Here is a 17,614-nt window from a genome sequence, read left to right as displayed (position 1 = left end):
TTCGTGAATAAGAACCTCTATCGCATCATTTTCAACAAGGCTCGCGGCCTGTTAATGGTGGTTTCCGAAATCAACCGCGGCCAGGGTAAAAGCGGCGCCAACGGCGTCGGCCATACGCTGAGCCAGCTGATTGGCCGCATGAAGCCCGCCACCTTCCTGACCATGACCGCACTCGGACTGGTCACGCTCGCGCCACAGGCGCTGGCGGCCGGAATTGTCGCCGACAAGAGCGCCCCGGGCGGCCAGCAGCCGAATGTGATGCAGAGCGCCAACGGCACGCCGCAGGTCAATATCCAAACACCAAGCGCCGGTGGTGTTTCGCATAACAAATACACCCAGTTTGACGTCGATAACAAAGGCGCGATTCTTAATAACTCGCACAAACAGGTGCAGACCCAGATGGGCGGCTGGGTGGCGGGTAACCCATGGCTGGCGAAAGGCGAAGCCAAAATTATCCTTAACGAGGTCAACTCGCGCGACCCGAGCAAGCTGAACGGCTATGTCGAAGTGGCAGGCCGTAAGGCGCAGGTGGTCATCGCTAACCCGGCGGGCATCAGCTGCGACGGCTGTGGCTTTATTAACGCCAATCGCGCCACTCTGACCAGCGGCACGCCGCAGATGACCAACGGTGAACTGCGCGGTTACCGCGTGGGCAATGGTGAAATCGTGGTAGAAGGTGCTGGCATGGACAGCAGCCGTCAGGATTACACCGACCTGATTGCCCGCACCGTGAAGGTCAATGCCGGTATCTGGGCGAAAGATGTGACCGTCACCACCGGTAAAAACGAGGTGGCCGCCGATAACAGCACCGCCACAGCTACAGCCACAAGCGCGACGGACAACGACGTCAAGCCGACGTTGGCGATCGACGTCGCCCAGTTGGGCGGCATGTATGCCGGTAAAATCCGCCTGGTGGCGACCGAGCAAGGGGTCGGCGTCAGCAACAAAGGGACTCTTGGCAGTCCGGCGGGCGACATCACCATTAACGCCAATGGCGATATCGTCAACAGCGGTACGGTCAATGCCGGTCAGGATCTGCTGCTGGGCGGTAAAAAAGTTGACAACAGCGGTACCCTATTCGCCCAGCGCGATCAGAGCACGACCGCCAGCGAGGCGGTGACGAATACCGGCCTTATCGCCGCCAAAGGCAACACCCGTGTGCGCGGCGACAGCATCCGCAACAGCAAAGGTGCGGCCATTGCCGCCGGGATGAAAACCGATGGCACGCTGGCCAATAGCGGCAATCTGACACTCACCAGCGACGGTAAACTGACCAGCAAAGGTCAGGCGCTGGCCGGTGGCGATCTGAACGCCAGCGCCAGCCAAATTGATCTCAGCGGCAGCGATACCGCCGCGCATCACACCACTCTGACCAGTAACAGCGATATCATCACCGACGACGCGCAGCTGCTGGCGAGCGGCGATTTGAAACTCTCCGCCGCCGGTAAACTTAGCAACGATCGCGGCGTGATTAACGCCAATACGCTGCAGGTCAGCACGCCGGTTATCAGTAACCGCGGTGGCCAGTTACTGCAGAGCGGCGAGAGCGATCTGCAACTCAGCAGCGACAGCATTGATAACCAGAATGGCCGCATCGCCGCCAATGCCAAAAAGCTCAGCGTACAGAGCGCCAGTCTGAATAACCAGGGCGGCACCATTATGGCGGCCGGTTCCGGCTCGCTGGATGTTGCGGCTAGCAGTGGACTGAATAACCAGAACGGTACGCTGGCCGCCGCCAGCGATCTGGCGATCGCCACTCCGGTGCTGAATAACAATCAAGGACAGATCTCCGCCAATAAGCAGTTGACGCTCGAGCAGCAAAACAGCAGCGCCCTCGCCCGCACCGCAGCCACCAGCAGCGATCTGCGTATCAGCAATGAAGGTGGCCGTCTGGTGGCAGGTCAGCAGTTGATCTTCCGCGGTCGCGAGATTAATGGCAGCGGTGAAATTCTGTCGCTTGGCGATATGGATCTCAGCTTCGCCGACGGCTTCAGCAACACCGGCAAAACGCTGGCGAACGGCGATCTGACGCTGAATGTTAACAACAGCCTGATCAACACGGCGCTGCTTGGCGCAGGCGGTAAGCTGAATGTGCAGGCCAGCAACATCGACAACCAGACCACTGGCGAACTGAGTTCCCAGCAGACCACGCTGAACGCCAGCGATACGCTGAACAACCGCGGCCTGATCGACGGCGTGCTGACCCGTATCAACGCCAGCACCGTCAACAATGTCGGCACCGGCCGTATTTATGGCGACGGACTGGCGATCGGCGCAACGACGTTGAATAACCTGGCGGAAAATAACAGCAGCGCCACCATCGCGGCGCGTCAGCGTCTGGATCTGGGCATCGGTACGCTGAATAACCGCGACCACTCCCTGATCTACAGCAATGGTGATATGGCCATCGGCGGCGCGCTGGATGCGGACGCACTGGCGACCGGCAAAGCAGGCGAAATAAACAACCACAGTTCGACTATCGAATCTGTGGGCAATATGGCGCTGAGCTTCACCGCGCTGAACAATATCAATGACAACTTCGTCACCAGTATGGTGCAGTTGTCCCAGCAGCAGAAAGAGGAGTACATGGTGGTGGACCTGAGGAATGGCGTCCACTACAGCCCTGACGACTACAACATCAGCTTCTACAAAGATGAAGTGCGCCATATCTGTATCGAAGGCGTGGTGTGTGGTCGCGACCATTACTATCAGTACAGCTATACCAAGACCATCAGCGAAGAGCAGATCACCCAGAGCGACCCGGCGAAAATCATCGCGGGCGGTCAGATTTCACTCTCCGGCGATAAGTTGCTGAACGACAAGAGCCAGATTATTGCCGGTGGCACCCTGCTGACGGCGGTGAAGGAACTGGTGAATACCGAAGTCACTGGCCAGAAACTGACGGAAAAAGTCGGTCAGGTCATCGAATGGGATCGTATCCATAAAAAAGGCAAAGACAGCCAGAAAGCACGCGCTTCAGCCTATACACCGCCAACGGAAATTCAGTCCATCAACCTCAGCCCGAGCGTGATGAAGGAGAATACTCAGGCAACCAGCAGCGTACCATCGCTGGCTGAGTATGCCACGCAGCGCGTGGAAGTGGCCGGACAGAACACCGATGTGATTCGTTCCATGACGCCGGATGCTTCCCTGCCAACCGGCAGCCTGTTCACCACCCTGCCGGATGCCACCAGCAGCTATCTGATCGAAACCGATCCGCGCTTCACCAATCAGAGAGCCTGGCTGAGCTCCGACTATATGCTGAGCCAGCTGCAGACCGATCCGTCGATCACGCAAAAACGCCTCGGCGATGGTTTCTATGAACAACGTCTAGTGCGCGAGCAGATCGTTGAGCTGGTCGGCCAGCGCTATCTCGCCGACTACACCAGCGATGAAGAGCAGTATAAGGGCCTGATGGAAGCGGGTGTCAGCTTCGCGAAGACATTCAACCTGGTGCCGGGCGTGGCGCTCACTGCCGAACAGATGAAACAGATCACCCAGGATATGGTGTGGCTGGTGGCGCAGGATGTGAAGATGCCGAATGGCACGACTCAGCGCGTGCTGGTACCGCAGGTGTATGCACAGGTGCAGCAAGGCGATATGGACGGCAGCGGTGCGTTGCTGGCCGGTAAGAACGTTAGCATTGGCATCAGCGGCGGCATGCTGAACAGCGGACGCATCAGCGCCACACAGCTGGTTAGTGTTTCCGGCGACGATATCGTTAACGTCGGCGGCATTATTGCTGGTAAATCCGTGTCGCTGCAGGCGACCAACGATATCACTAACACTGGCGGCACGGTGCGTGCCACTAATACCCTGCTAGCGCAGGCCGGACGCGATATCACCGTTGCCAGCGAGACTAACCACGCGGAAAGTCAGAACGGCAGTAACCGCTTCAGCCGCGACAATATCGACCGAGTGGCAGGCATGTATGTGCAGGGTGACGATGGCAAACTGCTGCTGCAGGCAGGCCGTGATGTCAATCTGCAGGCCGCGCAGGTGGTCAGCTCCGGTGAAAACAGCCAGACGCAGATCGCTGCTAACCGCGATATCAATATGACCACCGTCACCACCGGCAGTAGCGACAAGGTGGTGTGGGATAAAGATAACCACATCACGCAGACGCTGACTCAGGCACAGGGCAGTGAAGTCACCAGCGACGGCAATATCTCGCTGAATGCCGGCAATAATATTAACGCCCAAGCGGCAAAACTGAATGCCGATCGGCAGCTTGCACTGACCGCCACCAATGATATCAACCTCGGCAGCGCCAGCAGCCAGGAATATCTGGATATGAATTCGAAGGTGAAAGGTTCCGGCTTCCTGTCGAAACGCACCACTACCACCCGCGCCGGTTACGATGCCACGCTGGCAAACGGCAGCAGTCTGGGCGGGGAAAATATCTCCGTCAGCGCGGGTAACAACCTGAATATCACCGGCAGCGATGTGGCGGCGGATCGGGATCTGGCGCTGCGTGCCGGTAATGACCTCAACGTCACGGCGGCGGAAGAGAGCCGCGACAGCTGGTCGATGAAAAAAACCACCAAGTCAGGCCTGATGAGCAGCGGCGGCATTGGCTTCTTTGTTGGTTCGATTAAAGAGAGTTCGACCTCCGATACTGCGGCACTGACCCACAACAACAGCACGCTGGGCAGCGTCGATGGCGATACCAGTCTGGTGGCGGGCAATAATATCGCCGTGCAAGGCTCTGATGTGATCGCCGGTAACGACATCAATATGGTGGCGAACAATATCACCATTGATGCTGCGAATAACCAGAGCACCACCGATACCACTTACGAGCGTAAACAGACGGGTCTGACGCTGGCGCTGTCCGGCGCGATCGGCAGCGCTATTAATGCCGCTTACACCAGCGCGAAAGCCGCCGATGAGCAGCAGGATGGCCGTATGGCATCGCTGCAAAAGCTGAAATCAGGTCTGGCAGGCGTACAGGCCGCTCAGGCAGCGGTACTGGCAGCACAGAGCACTACCGATCAGAACGCCATTGGCGTCAGCCTGTCGCTGAGCACCTCGAAGTCGAAGAGCGAGAGCCACAGTGAAGCGGTTAACGCTTCCGGCAGTACCGTGCAGGCGGGCAACAATATCAACCTGGTAGCGACCGGTTCAGAAAATGGCACCGATGGCGATCTGACGATTGGCGGCAGCCAGTTGAAAGCGGGTAACGATGTGCTGCTGTCAGCGAACCGCGATATCAACCTGCTGTCGGCGCAGAATACCCAACTGCAGACCGGTAAAAACAGCAGCAGCGGTGGCGGCATCGGCGTGAGCATCGGCGCTGGTCAGGGCGGCGCGGGGATCAGTGTGTTTGCTAACGCCAGTAAAGGTTCCGGTAACGAAAATGGCGATGGCCTGACGCATACCGAAACCACCGTCGACGCCGGTAATAAGCTGACGGTTAACAGCGGACGTGACACCACCCTGCGCGGCGCACAGCTGAGCGCCGACCAGGTGGTGGCGAATGTCGGCCGTAACCTGACGCTTCAAAGTGAGCAGGACGTTAATAACTACGACTCGAAGCAGAAGAACAGCTCAGCAGGTGCCAGCTTTACCTTTGGCAGCATGACTGGCAGCGTCAGCGCCAACGTAGCGAAAGATAAGATCCACAGCACCTATAACAGTGTGCAGGAGCAGACCGGTATCTTCGCTGGTGATGGCGGCTTAGATATCACCGTCGGTAACCACACACAGCTGGATGGCGCAGTGATTGGCAGCACCGCCAGCGAAGATAAAAACCGTCTCGACACCGGCACGCTGGGCTTCAGCAATATCGAAAACAGTGCCGAGTTTGAGGTATCGCACAGCAGCGTCGGCATCAGCACTGGCGGGCTGGGCGCACAGGATCTGCTGAAAAATGCCGTACAGAATCTGGCGGCTAATGGTCTGGGAGCGGATGGCAGCGATGGGAATGCTTCCGGTACGACTTATGCCGCCGTTTCGCCGGGATCGCTGATTATCCGTGACAAGGCGAACCAGCAGCAGGATGTCAGCGAACTGAGCCGCGATGTTGAGCATGCGAATCAAAGCATCAGCCCAATCTTTGATAAGGCGAAGGAACAGCAGCGTCTGAGCCAGTTGCGGTTAATTGGCGACGTTGTTAATCAGGGCGTGGATATCACCCTTACCCAAGGGCAGATCATGGCGAACAGTGCCGGGATCGAAGCTGCGGGTGAGTGGGATAAGACGAAAGAGACGCGCAAAGAGTACTGGGACCGCGTGCAGAATACTGCGGCTTATAAAGATATCAGCGAGCAGTATAAGGCAGGTGGCGACCTGGAAAAAGGTATTCGTGCCGCAGCGGCAGCCATCACTGCACTGGCGGGTGGTGATCCACTGAAAGCGCTGGCTCAGGGCGCTGCACCTTATCTGTCAAGCTCGGTGCGCGATTTAACCCTGCAAAATAGTGACAATCCAACCGCCGGGCAGATCGCGGCAAATGCCATTGGTCACGCCATCGTTGGCGGCGTGGTGGCCGAGCTTTCTGGTTCAAACGCCACTGCGGGTGCAGTCGGTGCGGCGGGAGGTGAACTGGCGGCACGCGCTATCGTCAACTATCTCTATCCAAACAGAACGGTTGAGTCACTGACTGATGATGAGCGGGCGAAAGTCAGTAATCTGGCGTCTCTGGCAGCAACCATGGCGGCAGGCCTGGCGAGCGATTCTTCTGCAGGCGCGGTAGCAGGACATGATGCAGGTAAAAATGCCGTTGATTATAACCTGCTGTCCAATAAGTACGGCGTTGAGAAACTGAGTAAAGAAGGTCGCGCGCTGTATGAAAAACTCAAAGCCGCGGGTATCGGTGGTATGGATGAACTGCAGGAACGCTTTACTGCCTGTGGCTCTAATGGTAAATGCCAGACCGATATCCGCAATGAGTACCGTAAATTGGAAAAAGAAGCAGGCGAAAAGCTGGTCGCGATGTATAAATCTGGGGCAATAACGGCTGATGAGTTCGGCTATCTCGTAACAGATTATGCCAGAACGATGATGTATGGTGCGCGACAGGGCCAGCTAGATTCTGATTACTCTGGATTCATCGGTGACATCTATACGCAGACAGGCATTGACTGGACACCAATGGGCGTCGCTGGCAATCCGTATGTCGCCGCTATTAAGGGCAGTGAACAACTTGCCGAATGGAAAGCACAGGGACTGAGCGATGAGAAAATCCGTGAGCTGGCACTGAAAAACGATATCATTAGCTCAGCCCTAACACCTGTAGATATCAATGGCATACTGAGCCTATACGATAATGGTGCATCGGCGCAGGACGTTGTAAAATTTGCTTCTGGCATGGTGTTCAATAAAGTCGTACAAAAAACTCAGGCAGGTACAGGGAAAGGGAATGTTTTAAATCAGGCAGATAAAGTTGCAGCACAGGCGCAGCAAGATCTGCTGGATAAAATCAAGAGCTTCCCGTCGAAAACCCAGGCGAATAAAACCGCCACCATGGTTGGCGCCTATGACCCAGTGACAGGTAAAACCGCGGTAGGAAGCAGTAATGCCAGTATCACAGCAGATGCACTGGATCCTAAAACTGTTGCCTACATTGAAAAACAGTTAGGCGTCAAAATCGGTGAGTTTACGAGTTTTTGTAAGAACAAAGCAGGAGCCTGTGCTGAAGTTTCCGCAGCAGACCAACTGGTTCGTCAGGGCGTATCTCCGGAAAATGTTAAATTCACGGATGCCGTCAGGCCAAGAGCGGTGTACGACGCAGGTACAGTGACACCTGAATCGGTCATAAAACCTTGCGAAAATTGCCAGGTAACATGGCCTAAAGGAAAATAATGATGAATACCTTAAACATAAACTGGAAACCTGAATTCGGTACAATTTTCACCTGGTTTGCGATGGACAAGCATGGGAAAATTGCCGTTATGGTTAATAACTGCTTTGGTGATCTGCCGAAAGCGCTTTTATCTATCGATAATGCCGAATTATTACTCGATCAGTTAAATGAGTTTTTATGGGAAGAATCAGAACACTTTACCGACTATCCCGAGAATAAATGTGGGCAGACTGTGTCTGACCTCTATTCGGGGTTAAGGTTTAGCCATATGGCTAACCGGGAAGAATTTGATCAATGGCTAACAGAACGTTCCGGGCATGAACATAAACTCGGGGAATATAATGTACCTTCAGTAAAAGGATTCTTTGTCTATCAGGGCATTGAGGGCAGCTATGAGGGTGAAGATTATCTTGCTGGCTATGATGGCGAAACGAAAATGGGGGATTATTTCAGATTCTTAATTCCTACAGTTTACGGCTCAATAAACGATTTCCCCAGCGAGCTGCGTCACGGCATTGCAGTATCAGACGTAGCCGATTTCACAACAGATCGACTATTCGATAACGACAGAGTTAACGACTACTTCCCCAAAATGTACAGTGAATAATCGTGTAGCCTCAGCATAATGCTGAGGCTTATTTTTACTCTGATTGAATAAAACGTTTAGATATTATTCTCCCCTTTCACTAGATGATTTGAATAGTCCAGTATCGAGGAAATGAAAGTGAAATTTGTACAACTAACCAACCTTGCTGCGATAACTATTTTAGCTTCAGGCTGCTCCATCATGCCGAATAATTCCTTTTTTATCCCACCAGCTGAAAAAACTGACTCCCCGTGGGTACGCATCGTAGATAATACCGAACAGACAAGTATCTACCAGACATTAAACGGTAAACGCACTGGCGGTCTTATTCGTTCCAGTGAATGGGTTTTACAAAACACCCAGGATCGCGGAATGCCAAAAGTATCCGGAGAAAAATACGATATCGACTACTACGAAACACCATTAGTAGCAGGCGTTGAAACCGCGATAGTCAACGTTTATGTTGAAAGTAAATACTCATGCCTGATCACCACTCGCTTTATTCCAGAAAAAGGCAAAAATTATCAGTTCCAGTTGGAAGCCGATACCTTGAATTACCAGTGCCGCGCGCATGCCAGCGAAATCGTGAAGGACAGTAATGGTCAGTGGAAACTGGTACCGCTACAGAATGTGCGCTACAGCGCGAAAGAAGGAAATGGCTGGCACCCGATGCATAGTGGGATCGGATCATAGAGATTGCAGCGAAAAAGCAGCGTGACGTTATCCACTCTCGACACAAGTCGTACGGTGGATAACGTCAGCGAAAGCGTATAACTGATGACAAATTACAGGTGACGAAAGCGGTTCTGAACGCCAAACGTATCCGAGGTGACATAGCGCTCAATGCTGCGCAGGCGCTGTTCGCTGGCCTGCAATGTCGCATCCGCCTCATTCAGCAGTTGGCTGGGTGTGCGGGCCGTTTTTTCATCCTCAAATCCCATTCCCGCCGGAGCCGGATCGAGCATAAACGTCAGAATGATGTAAGCCACGATAGTGAAAAAGAACAGGCCGAAAAACATCGACAGCACCACGATTATCCGCAGGAGCTTCACCGGCACGTCAAAATAACGCGCTAAACCAGCACAAACCCCTTTCAGCATGCCTTCTTCCGGTATGCGGTATAACGTTTTACCTGACCACGTATTTTTCATTACGATTTTCTCCAATCCGGGTGTTCTGCATCCAGAATATCTTCCAGTGCTCTGATACGCTCACGCATGCGGTTGGACTCTTCCGTTAAGCGTGTCAGACGTTGCATATCGTTTTGTCCCAGTTGAGCACTGTTTTTACGCTGGCTGTAATGTAGCCAAAGCCATATCGGCGCCACAAACAACATGAAAATGGTCAGCGGAATGGCAAGAAACAACGCACTCATTGTGTCTCCTTAGTTATTATTCGCACGCGGGTGGCTGCCGTTTTCTAACGACAGCCATCCGATGGCATCTACGCGTTTATTACTCTGCTGGCTTAACTTTAGCTTTAAGCGCCGCCAACTGCGCGCTGATTTCATCGTCCGCTTTCAGCTCGGCAAACTGCTGATCCAGCGATTTTTGTTTCCCCAGACCGTGGCTTTCCGCTTCCGCTTCCATCGTGTCGATGCGGCGTTCAAACTGATCGAAACGCGCCATCGCTTCGTCCAGCTTACCGCTGTCCAACTGGCGGCGCACATCACGCGACGATGCCGCAGCCTGATGACGCAGCGTCAGTGCCTGCTGGCGAGCGCGGGTTTCACTTAATTTGTTTTCCAGCTCGCCGATTTCACGCTTCATGCGCTCCAGTGTTTCATCCACGCTTTCGGCTTCATGCTGCAATACGGCGATCAGGTCAGTCAGTTTCTGCTTTTCAATCAGCGCCGCACGGGCCAAATCGTCTTTATCTTTACGCAGTGCCAGCTCGGCTTTTTCCTGCCACTGATCTTGCTGACCATGCGCTTGTTCAATACGGCGGGCAATCTGTTTCTTTTCTGCCAACGCCCGCGCCGAGGTTGAACGCACTTCAACCAGCGTATCTTCCATTTCCTGAATCATCAGCCGCACCAATTTCTGCGGATCTTCAGCTTTATCCAGCAATGAATTGATGTTGGCGTTCACGATGTCGGCAAAACGAGAAAAAATACCCATAATTACATCCTCTTCATGATTTCCAGCGTCTGATTACGCCTGATTTATCACCGTGACCAGCCGAGCCAGTCGCGATCTCCCTATAGGTATATCAATAAGCATGCCAACTTTTAATTTCATTTAACTGATTGAAAATTAAGAAGTAGATAATTTTGACTATTTTTCTCTTTTCGTTAGATTAGTCAAATACGCTAATAGTTAGTAAAAATAACACGGTGGAACATCATGCTTCAGGAAAAAGAGAATCTGCTGGGCGAGGCCAACAGCTTTTTAGAGGTACTGGAACAGGTGTCACAGTTGGCCCAGTTGAATAAGCCAGTGCTGGTAATCGGCGAACGCGGTACGGGTAAAGAGCTGATTGCCAGCCGCCTGCACTACCTTTCCCCCCGTTGGCAAGGGCCATTCGTTTCTCTGAACTGTGCGGCACTCAACGAGAATCTGCTCGACTCCGAGCTATTTGGTCACGAAGCCGGTGCCTTTACCGGCGCGCAGAAACGCCATCTGGGACGCTTCGAGCGCGCCGACGGCGGAACACTATTTTTGGATGAGCTAGCCACCGCGCCGATGCTGGTGCAGGAAAAATTACTGCGGGTGATCGAATACGGCATGCTGGAACGCGTCGGCGGCAGAGATCAGCTACAGGTTGATGTGCGGCTGGTGTGTGCGACCAATGACGACCTGCCTGCACTTGCCGCCAGCGGTAAATTCCGTGCCGACCTGCTTGACCGTCTGGCCTTTGACGTTGTGCAGCTTCCGCCGCTGCGCGAACGCCAGCAGGACATCATGCTGCTGGCCGATCACTTTGCGATTCAGATGTGCCGCGAATTACATCTGCCGCTGTTTCCCGGTTTCACGCCCGCCGCGCGCCAGACGCTGCTGAATTACGGCTGGCCAGGCAATATCCGCGAGCTGAAAAACGTCGTTGAGCGCTCGGTGTATCGTCACGGCGACAGCGAACAGCCTCTTGATGCCATCATTCTGAATCCCTTCCGTCGGACTCCCGCCATTCAGGAAAAAACACAAGCCACATCTGGTCAGCCGGATTTACCGCTGGATATGAAACCGTGGCTACTGGAACAAGAGAAAAGCTTGATCGATCGGGCATTAACTCAGGCAAAGTTTAACCAACGTAAAGCCGCTGAACTGCTGGGATTAACCTATCACCAACTGCGTGGATTGCTGAAGAAACACGATATCGCGGTAAATGAGTAAGAAACGGGAAAGAAAAAGCGGGCGAATTCACGCCCGCGGAATCAGTAGATTAATAGGTCAGCGACGTGCTATTACGGCTCCACGCCCCATATCAGCTTACCTTTATCGTGTACGGTGATCTTATCCCAGTTGGTGTAGCTCGTGACGTTAGCACCGTATGAATAGTCATTCGTTTCATTCACGTTGCTCCAGTCTCCGGCGTGGATACGCACCTGCACTTCACCGGTTTCAGCACCCGGCTGAAGAGAACCGGCTCCGCTGCTGAAGGTCACAAGAACATAGCGATTGGCTTTATCGGTACTGGCGGCTGGCGTACCTGTGCTGGTCACAATGTTGTTAGGACCGACGTTCGCCCAGTCAACAAAGAGGTTCGCACCCGGTTTGCCATCATCATGGAAGTAGTAGCGCACTTGCAGATCGCTAAGTTTGATCGGCGTACTTCCGGTATTTTTGATGTTGACGGCCATGCGAATCGCATCATCGGAAGGGTTGTTATCCACATTACGATATTGCAGCACGACGTCACCCGTGGTTCCGCTACCTGGATTGGTCGGTTCCGTTGGCGTGGTTGGCGTATCGCCACCGCTTAGATTCGCAGCCGCGCGAATCTGTGCTCTGACAAATTTGCCTGACGTCGACAGATTCTGCTCCGTCCAACCGCCTGTTTTGCTCGCTCCCGGAGCCAGCGCCGCAGACGCCTCTGATTTATCGTTAAGCGACCAGTTAACCCAGCTCACACCACGGTTGTTCAGGAAATCGATCCAGGTCTGCGATTCAGGCAGGAACGGTCCGCCATTGCCGGACGCATCGCTTGTCCCCCACTCGCTGACAAAAATCGCGGCACCGCGGCTTTGTGCATAATCAATGCGATCGCGCAGGAACTGCCCGTGCGTACCCGCATAGAAATGCAGCGCGTACAGCGTATTCGGATCGGGCAGCTGATTATCCGCCGCGTCATGAATATCCTGACTCCAGGTACCCGTGCCAACGATAATCAGATTATCAGGATCTTTACTACGGATAGTTTCAGTCACTTCCAGCGCATAAGGCCGAATTTGCCCGTTCCATGTCACGCCGCCGTTGGGTTCATTGGCGATTTCATAAATCACGTTCGGCGAATTACCGTACAGCCCCGCCATTTCGGCAAAGAAGGTTTTTGCCTGTGCTTTATAAATATTAGGATCGTTATCCGACAAAATGTGCCAGTCGATGATGATGTAGACGCCGAGGCTTTGTGCCGCCGCAACGGCTTCTTTGACCTTATTCGCGAGAGAAGGATTGGAAATATAGCCATCCGCTGCCGTGTACATGGCAACACGGAATACGTTAATCCCCCAGTCATCGCGCAGCCATTTCATCGAATCTTTGTTGACGTAGTCACCAAACCACTGCAAACCGTGCGAACTGATCCCTCTCAGTTGCACCCTTTTCCCCTGTTCGTCCACCAGTCGCCCATTTTCAATGGACAGTTGACCATGCGTTTCCACCGGTGTGGCGGATAATGCAGAAAAACTGAGCGACATCCCCAGCACCGTTGTTACCACCCCTAACGTCAATTTCCTGACGATTTGATTCCTTCTCATCCACATATTCCTTATCTCCATTGTGAACACCCATGATCTTGGGTATAGGCATGATAAGGGAGATTTTTGTTCCCGCAAACAATTTAGGAAATATCCCAATCAGTTTGATTTTATTAATTATTTACAGAGAAATAGTAAGCGTGTGATGTAGTGAGAGTTGATAAGAAGACAGCATGTTTACTGGCGCGTGATCCTGATGTCCGTGGCACAACCTTGACGGGGACTTCTACCCTGAATTCCCCAGTCGCAATGATACATTTCCCAACAGGCGTACTTGCAAAAGAACAACAAAGCACCCGATGAGCGTTAATAAGCGATCGGCCGAATCGACCGACCTGCGATCGTGCACACCCGGCTCAACCAGCGGCCTCGTTGACTGTCGGAAATCTGGCCGCGGCACTCAGCACCGCCAGCACCGAAGCAGTGACAATGTTCGGGTGTCGCCCAACACCAAAGCGCGATCCTGATACGCCAGGCCAGACCGCTTCCACGATAGCGAGCGCTACGGCATCCGCCCCTGCTCCCAGACTGCGTTCCTCGTAGCTGTCGATACGCAATGGCAGTCCCAGTGCCGCCACCGTCGCGGAGATTGGCCCGTTACCTTCCCCCCGGCAATGTCGTGGCTCACCATCAACATCAATTAAAGTTAAATCAACACCTTGCCCTTGAGGATGTTCTGACAGGCGATGCGCGTTGTAGATGAAGCCGGGCTGCTCAAAAACCGGTGCGAGGTAAGTCTGTTCGAAAATCTCCCAAATTCTCTCGCTACTCAGTTCAGTTTCGCTCGCATCAGCCAACGTCTGGACAATTGCGCTAAACTCTACCTGCATACGGCGCGGCATCACGATGCCATGGTCACGTTGCAGCAGAAAGGCAATTCCCCCCTTACCCGACTGACTATTGACGCGGATGATACTGTCATAGTTACGCCCCACATCCTGAGGATCAATGGGCAGATACGGTACACGCCAGACTGCATCCGCACGCTGTGTGGCAAAGCCCTTAGCGATAGCGTCCTGATGCGAGCCGGAAAATGCCGTGAAAATAAGATCGCCGACATAAGGATGACGCGGGTGGATAGGCAGTGCGGTGCAATCTTCCGCCACGCGTGCGACAGCGGCAATATCAGAGAAGTCCAGATGCGGTGGGATACCCTGGGTATACAAATTCAGCGCCATCGTCACCACATCCAGGTTTCCGCTACGTTCACCATTGCCAAACAGACAGCCTTCGACCCGCTGAGCGCCTGCCAGCAGCGCCAGTTCGGCGCAGGCAATGCCGGTGCCGCGATCATTGTGCGGATGAACGGATAACACAATGTGTTCGCGACGTGCTAAGCGCCGGTGCATCCATTCGATCTGATCCGCGAAAACGTTAGGAGTAGATACCTCCACCGTCGTTGGCAGGTTGATGATCATCGGGCGCTGCGGGCCTGCATCCCAGGCTTGAATGGCGGCGTTGCAGACGGCCAGCGAAACCTCAAGTTCAGCCATACAAAAGGTCTCAGGGGAATACTGAAGAACCCATTCTGTTTGAGGGTGCTCTGCCGTCAACTGTCTCAGAAGCGCAATAGCGTGTTCGACCTTTTCGATGATCTGCTCAACGCTCATGCCGAACACGATTTCGCGCCAGACCGGCGCAATGGCATTGTAAAAATGGACGATCACACGGCGTGCGCCGGCCACACTGCGCACCGTTTCTTCTATCAGGTCATCACGTAACTGCGTGATAACCATCGGCGTCACATCATCGGGAATCAAATCGGCATCAATCAAGTGGCGTACAACCTCAAAATCAGTACGCGATGCGGAGGGAAATCCAACCTCTATCTCCTTGAAGCCGATACGCACCAATTCCTGAAACAGATGCAACTTACGTTCGTGGTTCATTGGCTCGAAGAGCGCCTGGTTGCCGTCACGCAGATCCGTGGACAGCCAGACGGGCGCGCGCGTCAACGTGCGCGATGGCCATTGGCGATCGGCCAAATCAACGGCAGGAAAAGGACGGTATTTTTGGGAAGGATCGGTCAGCATAAAAACCTCCAGGGGGAATCAATAGAACCTGCCCCAGCACAGGAAAGCGGCTAATCGTGGGGGTCAGATGGAATCAGGATAGAGCTGACGCAAATGCATGCGTGCCGACCCCGGCCGAGAGACAATCGTCGTAGCCGCGCGCGAATGATGGCTGAACGGCAATACAGACGCGAGGCTCAACGTTGTGATTGCGTTTTCATATTAGGTTTGCACACATCGTCCATCTACATGAAAATAGACATTTCATTGCTTGTTTTGGACAAAGTGAGTCGATATGGGTTTTTCCTCTCCCGGAGACGGCGGGCACGCGCTTGACTTAGACGCAACGGAGGCCTCAACGCAACCTGTCACGGGTGTCGCCATACGCTATCCACAAGGGCATATCGTTCCCATGCACGACCACCGCAGAGGTCATCTGATTTATGCGGACAGTGGCGTTTTGCGCGTGGAGACGCCCACCGGACAGTGGCTGGTGCCACCGACATCTGCCGTCTGGTTACGCCCCGGCGTCCCCCACCGTCTGGTCATCCCGGTTGCCTTACAGGCGCATGGCATTTTCGTGCGCGAGGATATTTGCACGATGTTGCCCACCGTGGATTGTGTGGTGCGAGTATCCGGATTGGCGAGAGAGTTAATCGGTAAATTGACCGATAGAGATGGCCACGAAAGGACGTCGCGCTATACGCAACTGCTCGGAGAACTGCTAATCGAGGAACTGCGCGCCCCTCCGCATCTCCCGTTTTACCTACCCTGGCCTCAGGACGCGCAAATGCAGACGGTTTGCCAGACACTCATGAGCGACCCTGGCTATATCGCAACGGCTGATGACTGGGCTGGCAAGTTGGCTGTTAGCGGGAAAACCTTCCATCGTCGCTTTCTGAAAAGCACAGGTATGACGTTCGGCAAGTGGCGCCAGCAATTGCGCCTGATCTCATCATTGACCATGCTGGTGCAAGGCGCGCCCATCATTCAGGTCGCACTGAACAGTGGCTATGACAGCCACAGCGCCTATACGACAGCATTCAGAAAACAATTCGGTCAATCACCTTCGGCATTTGTGGGAGACAAACGCCGAAACACAGAGTGAGTTCGTCGAGGGGAGCCATTTTTCAGGCAAAAAAAAGCCAGCACATAGGCTGGCTAAAATAATACTGGAAGCAATGTGAGCAATGTCGTGCTCTCCTTCAGTGCCTGCGAGAAGCCACTGCCGAAGTGCGAAAATGATGATAATAGTTATCAGTATCATCTGTAAAGCACTTTGTTGAGAATTTTTCTCATTTCCATACTAACGATAGGGTTCCTGACTGCATTATCGCTACCAATCGCAAGCTCAATGCCCCGTAGGGTTAAACAGTCTATGACTGTAAAAATCTGGGATCGCTTCAATCAGTCTCAGCTGGCTTACCGCCGGATGTAGCGGATTAATCAGCGCATTACGCATGCTGCCAAACGGCTTAACCGTGCTGGTCGGCACCCAAATCACCAGTGATTGCCCCGCATTCAGGCAGCGCGACCCCAGCGCCTGTACGTCAGGCATAAACGGGTAGCGGTGCCAATCCTCAGGCAGCATGTCCAGCGTAATGGACTCTTGCGGGACGTCGTCCGGCAGTTCATACACCCCCAGACGATAGCTGGCAGGCAGCAACTGCGGCGAAGGCAGATAATTACCCATTTCCAACATCGCGACCGCGGGCGTTTCACTAAAATACAGAACCGGCGTGTTGGGCTGATTGAAGCGAGCACCGTGCAGGAAGCTCACGCCCGTCTGCCCTGAAAATGACTCCAGCCAGATCGCTTTGGTAATGCGGTACAGCCTCATATGAATTCGCCGTATTCGATCCGGCTCAGCGCATTATCAACCAGCTGACGCCCTTTGTGCGTATCCAGCATTTCCGCTGGCGTTTTCCCGCCAAAGGCCGGGATACCGCTCTCCATCCACAGTTGTGCCTTCGCTTCATCTTCAAATGTCGTCATGGCTTTCAGCCATAAACGAAACGTCTCCAGCGCGGCCTCTCCCTGTTCCAGTGTTAAATGCTTACGACGGAACAAACGGGAAATGTTCGAGGGATCGACGGACAGTGCCGAGCCAATTAGCTTCCGGCTTAGCCCGCTGGCATCCGCACCACGTTTCAGCATCGCGCCGGAAATTCCGCCGCGTACCACACTGACAAACATCAGCGGGTCATGAAACACGCCGTCAGGCAGTTCGGCTTCACGGGCAAAGTTTTCAACTTTAAGACTGATTTCTGCATTCATGGTCACTTCCTCGTCAT

12 protein-coding genes are annotated in these 17,614 nt (G+C 53.8%); 5 read left to right on the top strand and 7 right to left on the bottom strand.

The genetic code is table 11. From position 1 onward, the window contains the following. Positions 1 to 3 precede the first annotated feature (3 nt). The 3 genes from AB8809_RS10665 (at position 4) to AB8809_RS10655 (ending at position 9,086) form a co-directional block, all read left to right on the top strand. A complete protein-coding gene (locus AB8809_RS10665; protein WP_349856029.1) occupies positions 4 to 7,806 on the top strand; it encodes a hemagglutinin repeat-containing protein in 7,803 nt (2,600 codons plus the stop codon). Continuing rightward, entirely contained in the window at positions 7,806 to 8,414 is a 609-nt protein-coding gene (locus AB8809_RS10660; protein ID WP_349856030.1) for a hypothetical protein, read from the top strand. Before AB8809_RS10665 ends, AB8809_RS10660 begins: the two co-directional genes overlap by 1 nt. A gap of 117 nt (positions 8,415 to 8,531) precedes the next feature. After that, positions 8,532 to 9,086 (top strand): hypothetical protein, encoded by a 555-nt coding sequence (locus tag AB8809_RS10655; RefSeq protein ID WP_300992021.1) that lies wholly within the window; start codon positions 8,532 to 8,534, stop codon positions 9,084 to 9,086. Positions 9,087 to 9,178: 92 nt separating this feature from the next. On the opposite strand, the gene pspC is transcribed toward AB8809_RS10655, so the two are convergent. The 3 genes from pspC to pspA form a co-directional block, all read right to left on the bottom strand. Next, positions 9,179 to 9,544, bottom strand: coding sequence for an envelope stress response membrane protein PspC (pspC, locus tag AB8809_RS10650; protein ID WP_015840550.1), 366 nt, complete (start codon positions 9,542 to 9,544; stop codon positions 9,179 to 9,181). Continuing rightward, positions 9,544 to 9,768 (bottom strand): envelope stress response membrane protein PspB, encoded by a 225-nt coding sequence (gene pspB, locus AB8809_RS10645; protein WP_010276759.1) that lies wholly within the window; start codon positions 9,766 to 9,768, stop codon positions 9,544 to 9,546. The genes pspC and pspB overlap by 1 nt, the downstream gene beginning before the upstream one ends. Positions 9,769 to 9,847: 79 nt before the next feature. Beyond that, on the bottom strand, positions 9,848 to 10,513 hold the full coding sequence (gene pspA, locus AB8809_RS10640; RefSeq protein WP_010276756.1) for a phage shock protein PspA: 666 nt from the start codon (positions 10,511 to 10,513) through the stop codon (positions 9,848 to 9,850). Between the two features lie 225 nt (positions 10,514 to 10,738). Between pspA and pspF the strand changes: the two genes are divergently transcribed. Next, positions 10,739 to 11,725: a phage shock protein operon transcriptional activator gene (gene pspF, locus AB8809_RS10635; protein WP_015840551.1), complete on the top strand. Its 987-nt coding sequence runs from the start codon at positions 10,739 to 10,741 to the stop codon at positions 11,723 to 11,725. A gap of 71 nt (positions 11,726 to 11,796) precedes the next feature. Here pspF and AB8809_RS10630 read toward each other — a convergent pair whose 3' ends face one another. Further along, positions 11,797 to 13,314, bottom strand: a complete 1,518-nt coding sequence (locus AB8809_RS10630; RefSeq protein WP_015840552.1) for a cellulase family glycosylhydrolase — start codon at positions 13,312 to 13,314, stop codon at positions 11,797 to 11,799. A 350-nt stretch (positions 13,315 to 13,664) separates the two neighbouring features. Then, entirely contained in the window at positions 13,665 to 15,341 is a 1,677-nt protein-coding gene (gene leuA, locus AB8809_RS10625; protein WP_349856031.1) for a 2-isopropylmalate synthase, read from the bottom strand. Positions 15,342 to 15,615: 274 nt separating this feature from the next. Between leuA and AB8809_RS10620 the strand changes: the two genes are divergently transcribed. Beyond that, the gene (locus tag AB8809_RS10620) at positions 15,616 to 16,428 is read left to right on the top strand and encodes a helix-turn-helix transcriptional regulator (RefSeq protein WP_349856032.1); all 813 of its coding nucleotides are present in this window, start codon (positions 15,616 to 15,618) and stop codon (positions 16,426 to 16,428) included. 243 nt (positions 16,429 to 16,671) lie between these two features. On the opposite strand, the gene AB8809_RS10615 is transcribed toward AB8809_RS10620, so the two are convergent. Both AB8809_RS10615 and AB8809_RS10610 read right to left on the bottom strand, forming a co-directional pair. Beyond that, complete coding sequence (locus tag AB8809_RS10615; protein WP_040032173.1) at positions 16,672 to 17,160, bottom strand: RES family NAD+ phosphorylase; 489 nt, start codon at positions 17,158 to 17,160, stop codon at positions 16,672 to 16,674. Next, a complete protein-coding gene (locus tag AB8809_RS10610) occupies positions 17,157 to 17,597 on the bottom strand; it encodes an antitoxin Xre/MbcA/ParS toxin-binding domain-containing protein (protein WP_015840556.1) in 441 nt (146 codons plus the stop codon). The genes AB8809_RS10615 and AB8809_RS10610 overlap by 4 nt, the downstream gene beginning before the upstream one ends. Between the last annotated feature and the right edge of the window lie 17 nt (positions 17,598 to 17,614).

The sequence above is a fragment of the Pectobacterium aroidearum genome, from assembly GCF_041228105.1.
Classification (GTDB): domain Bacteria; phylum Pseudomonadota; class Gammaproteobacteria; order Enterobacterales; family Enterobacteriaceae; genus Pectobacterium; species Pectobacterium aroidearum.
The sequence above is the reverse complement of the archived record's forward strand: the minus strand, read 5'-3'. Positions and strand labels throughout refer to the sequence as shown.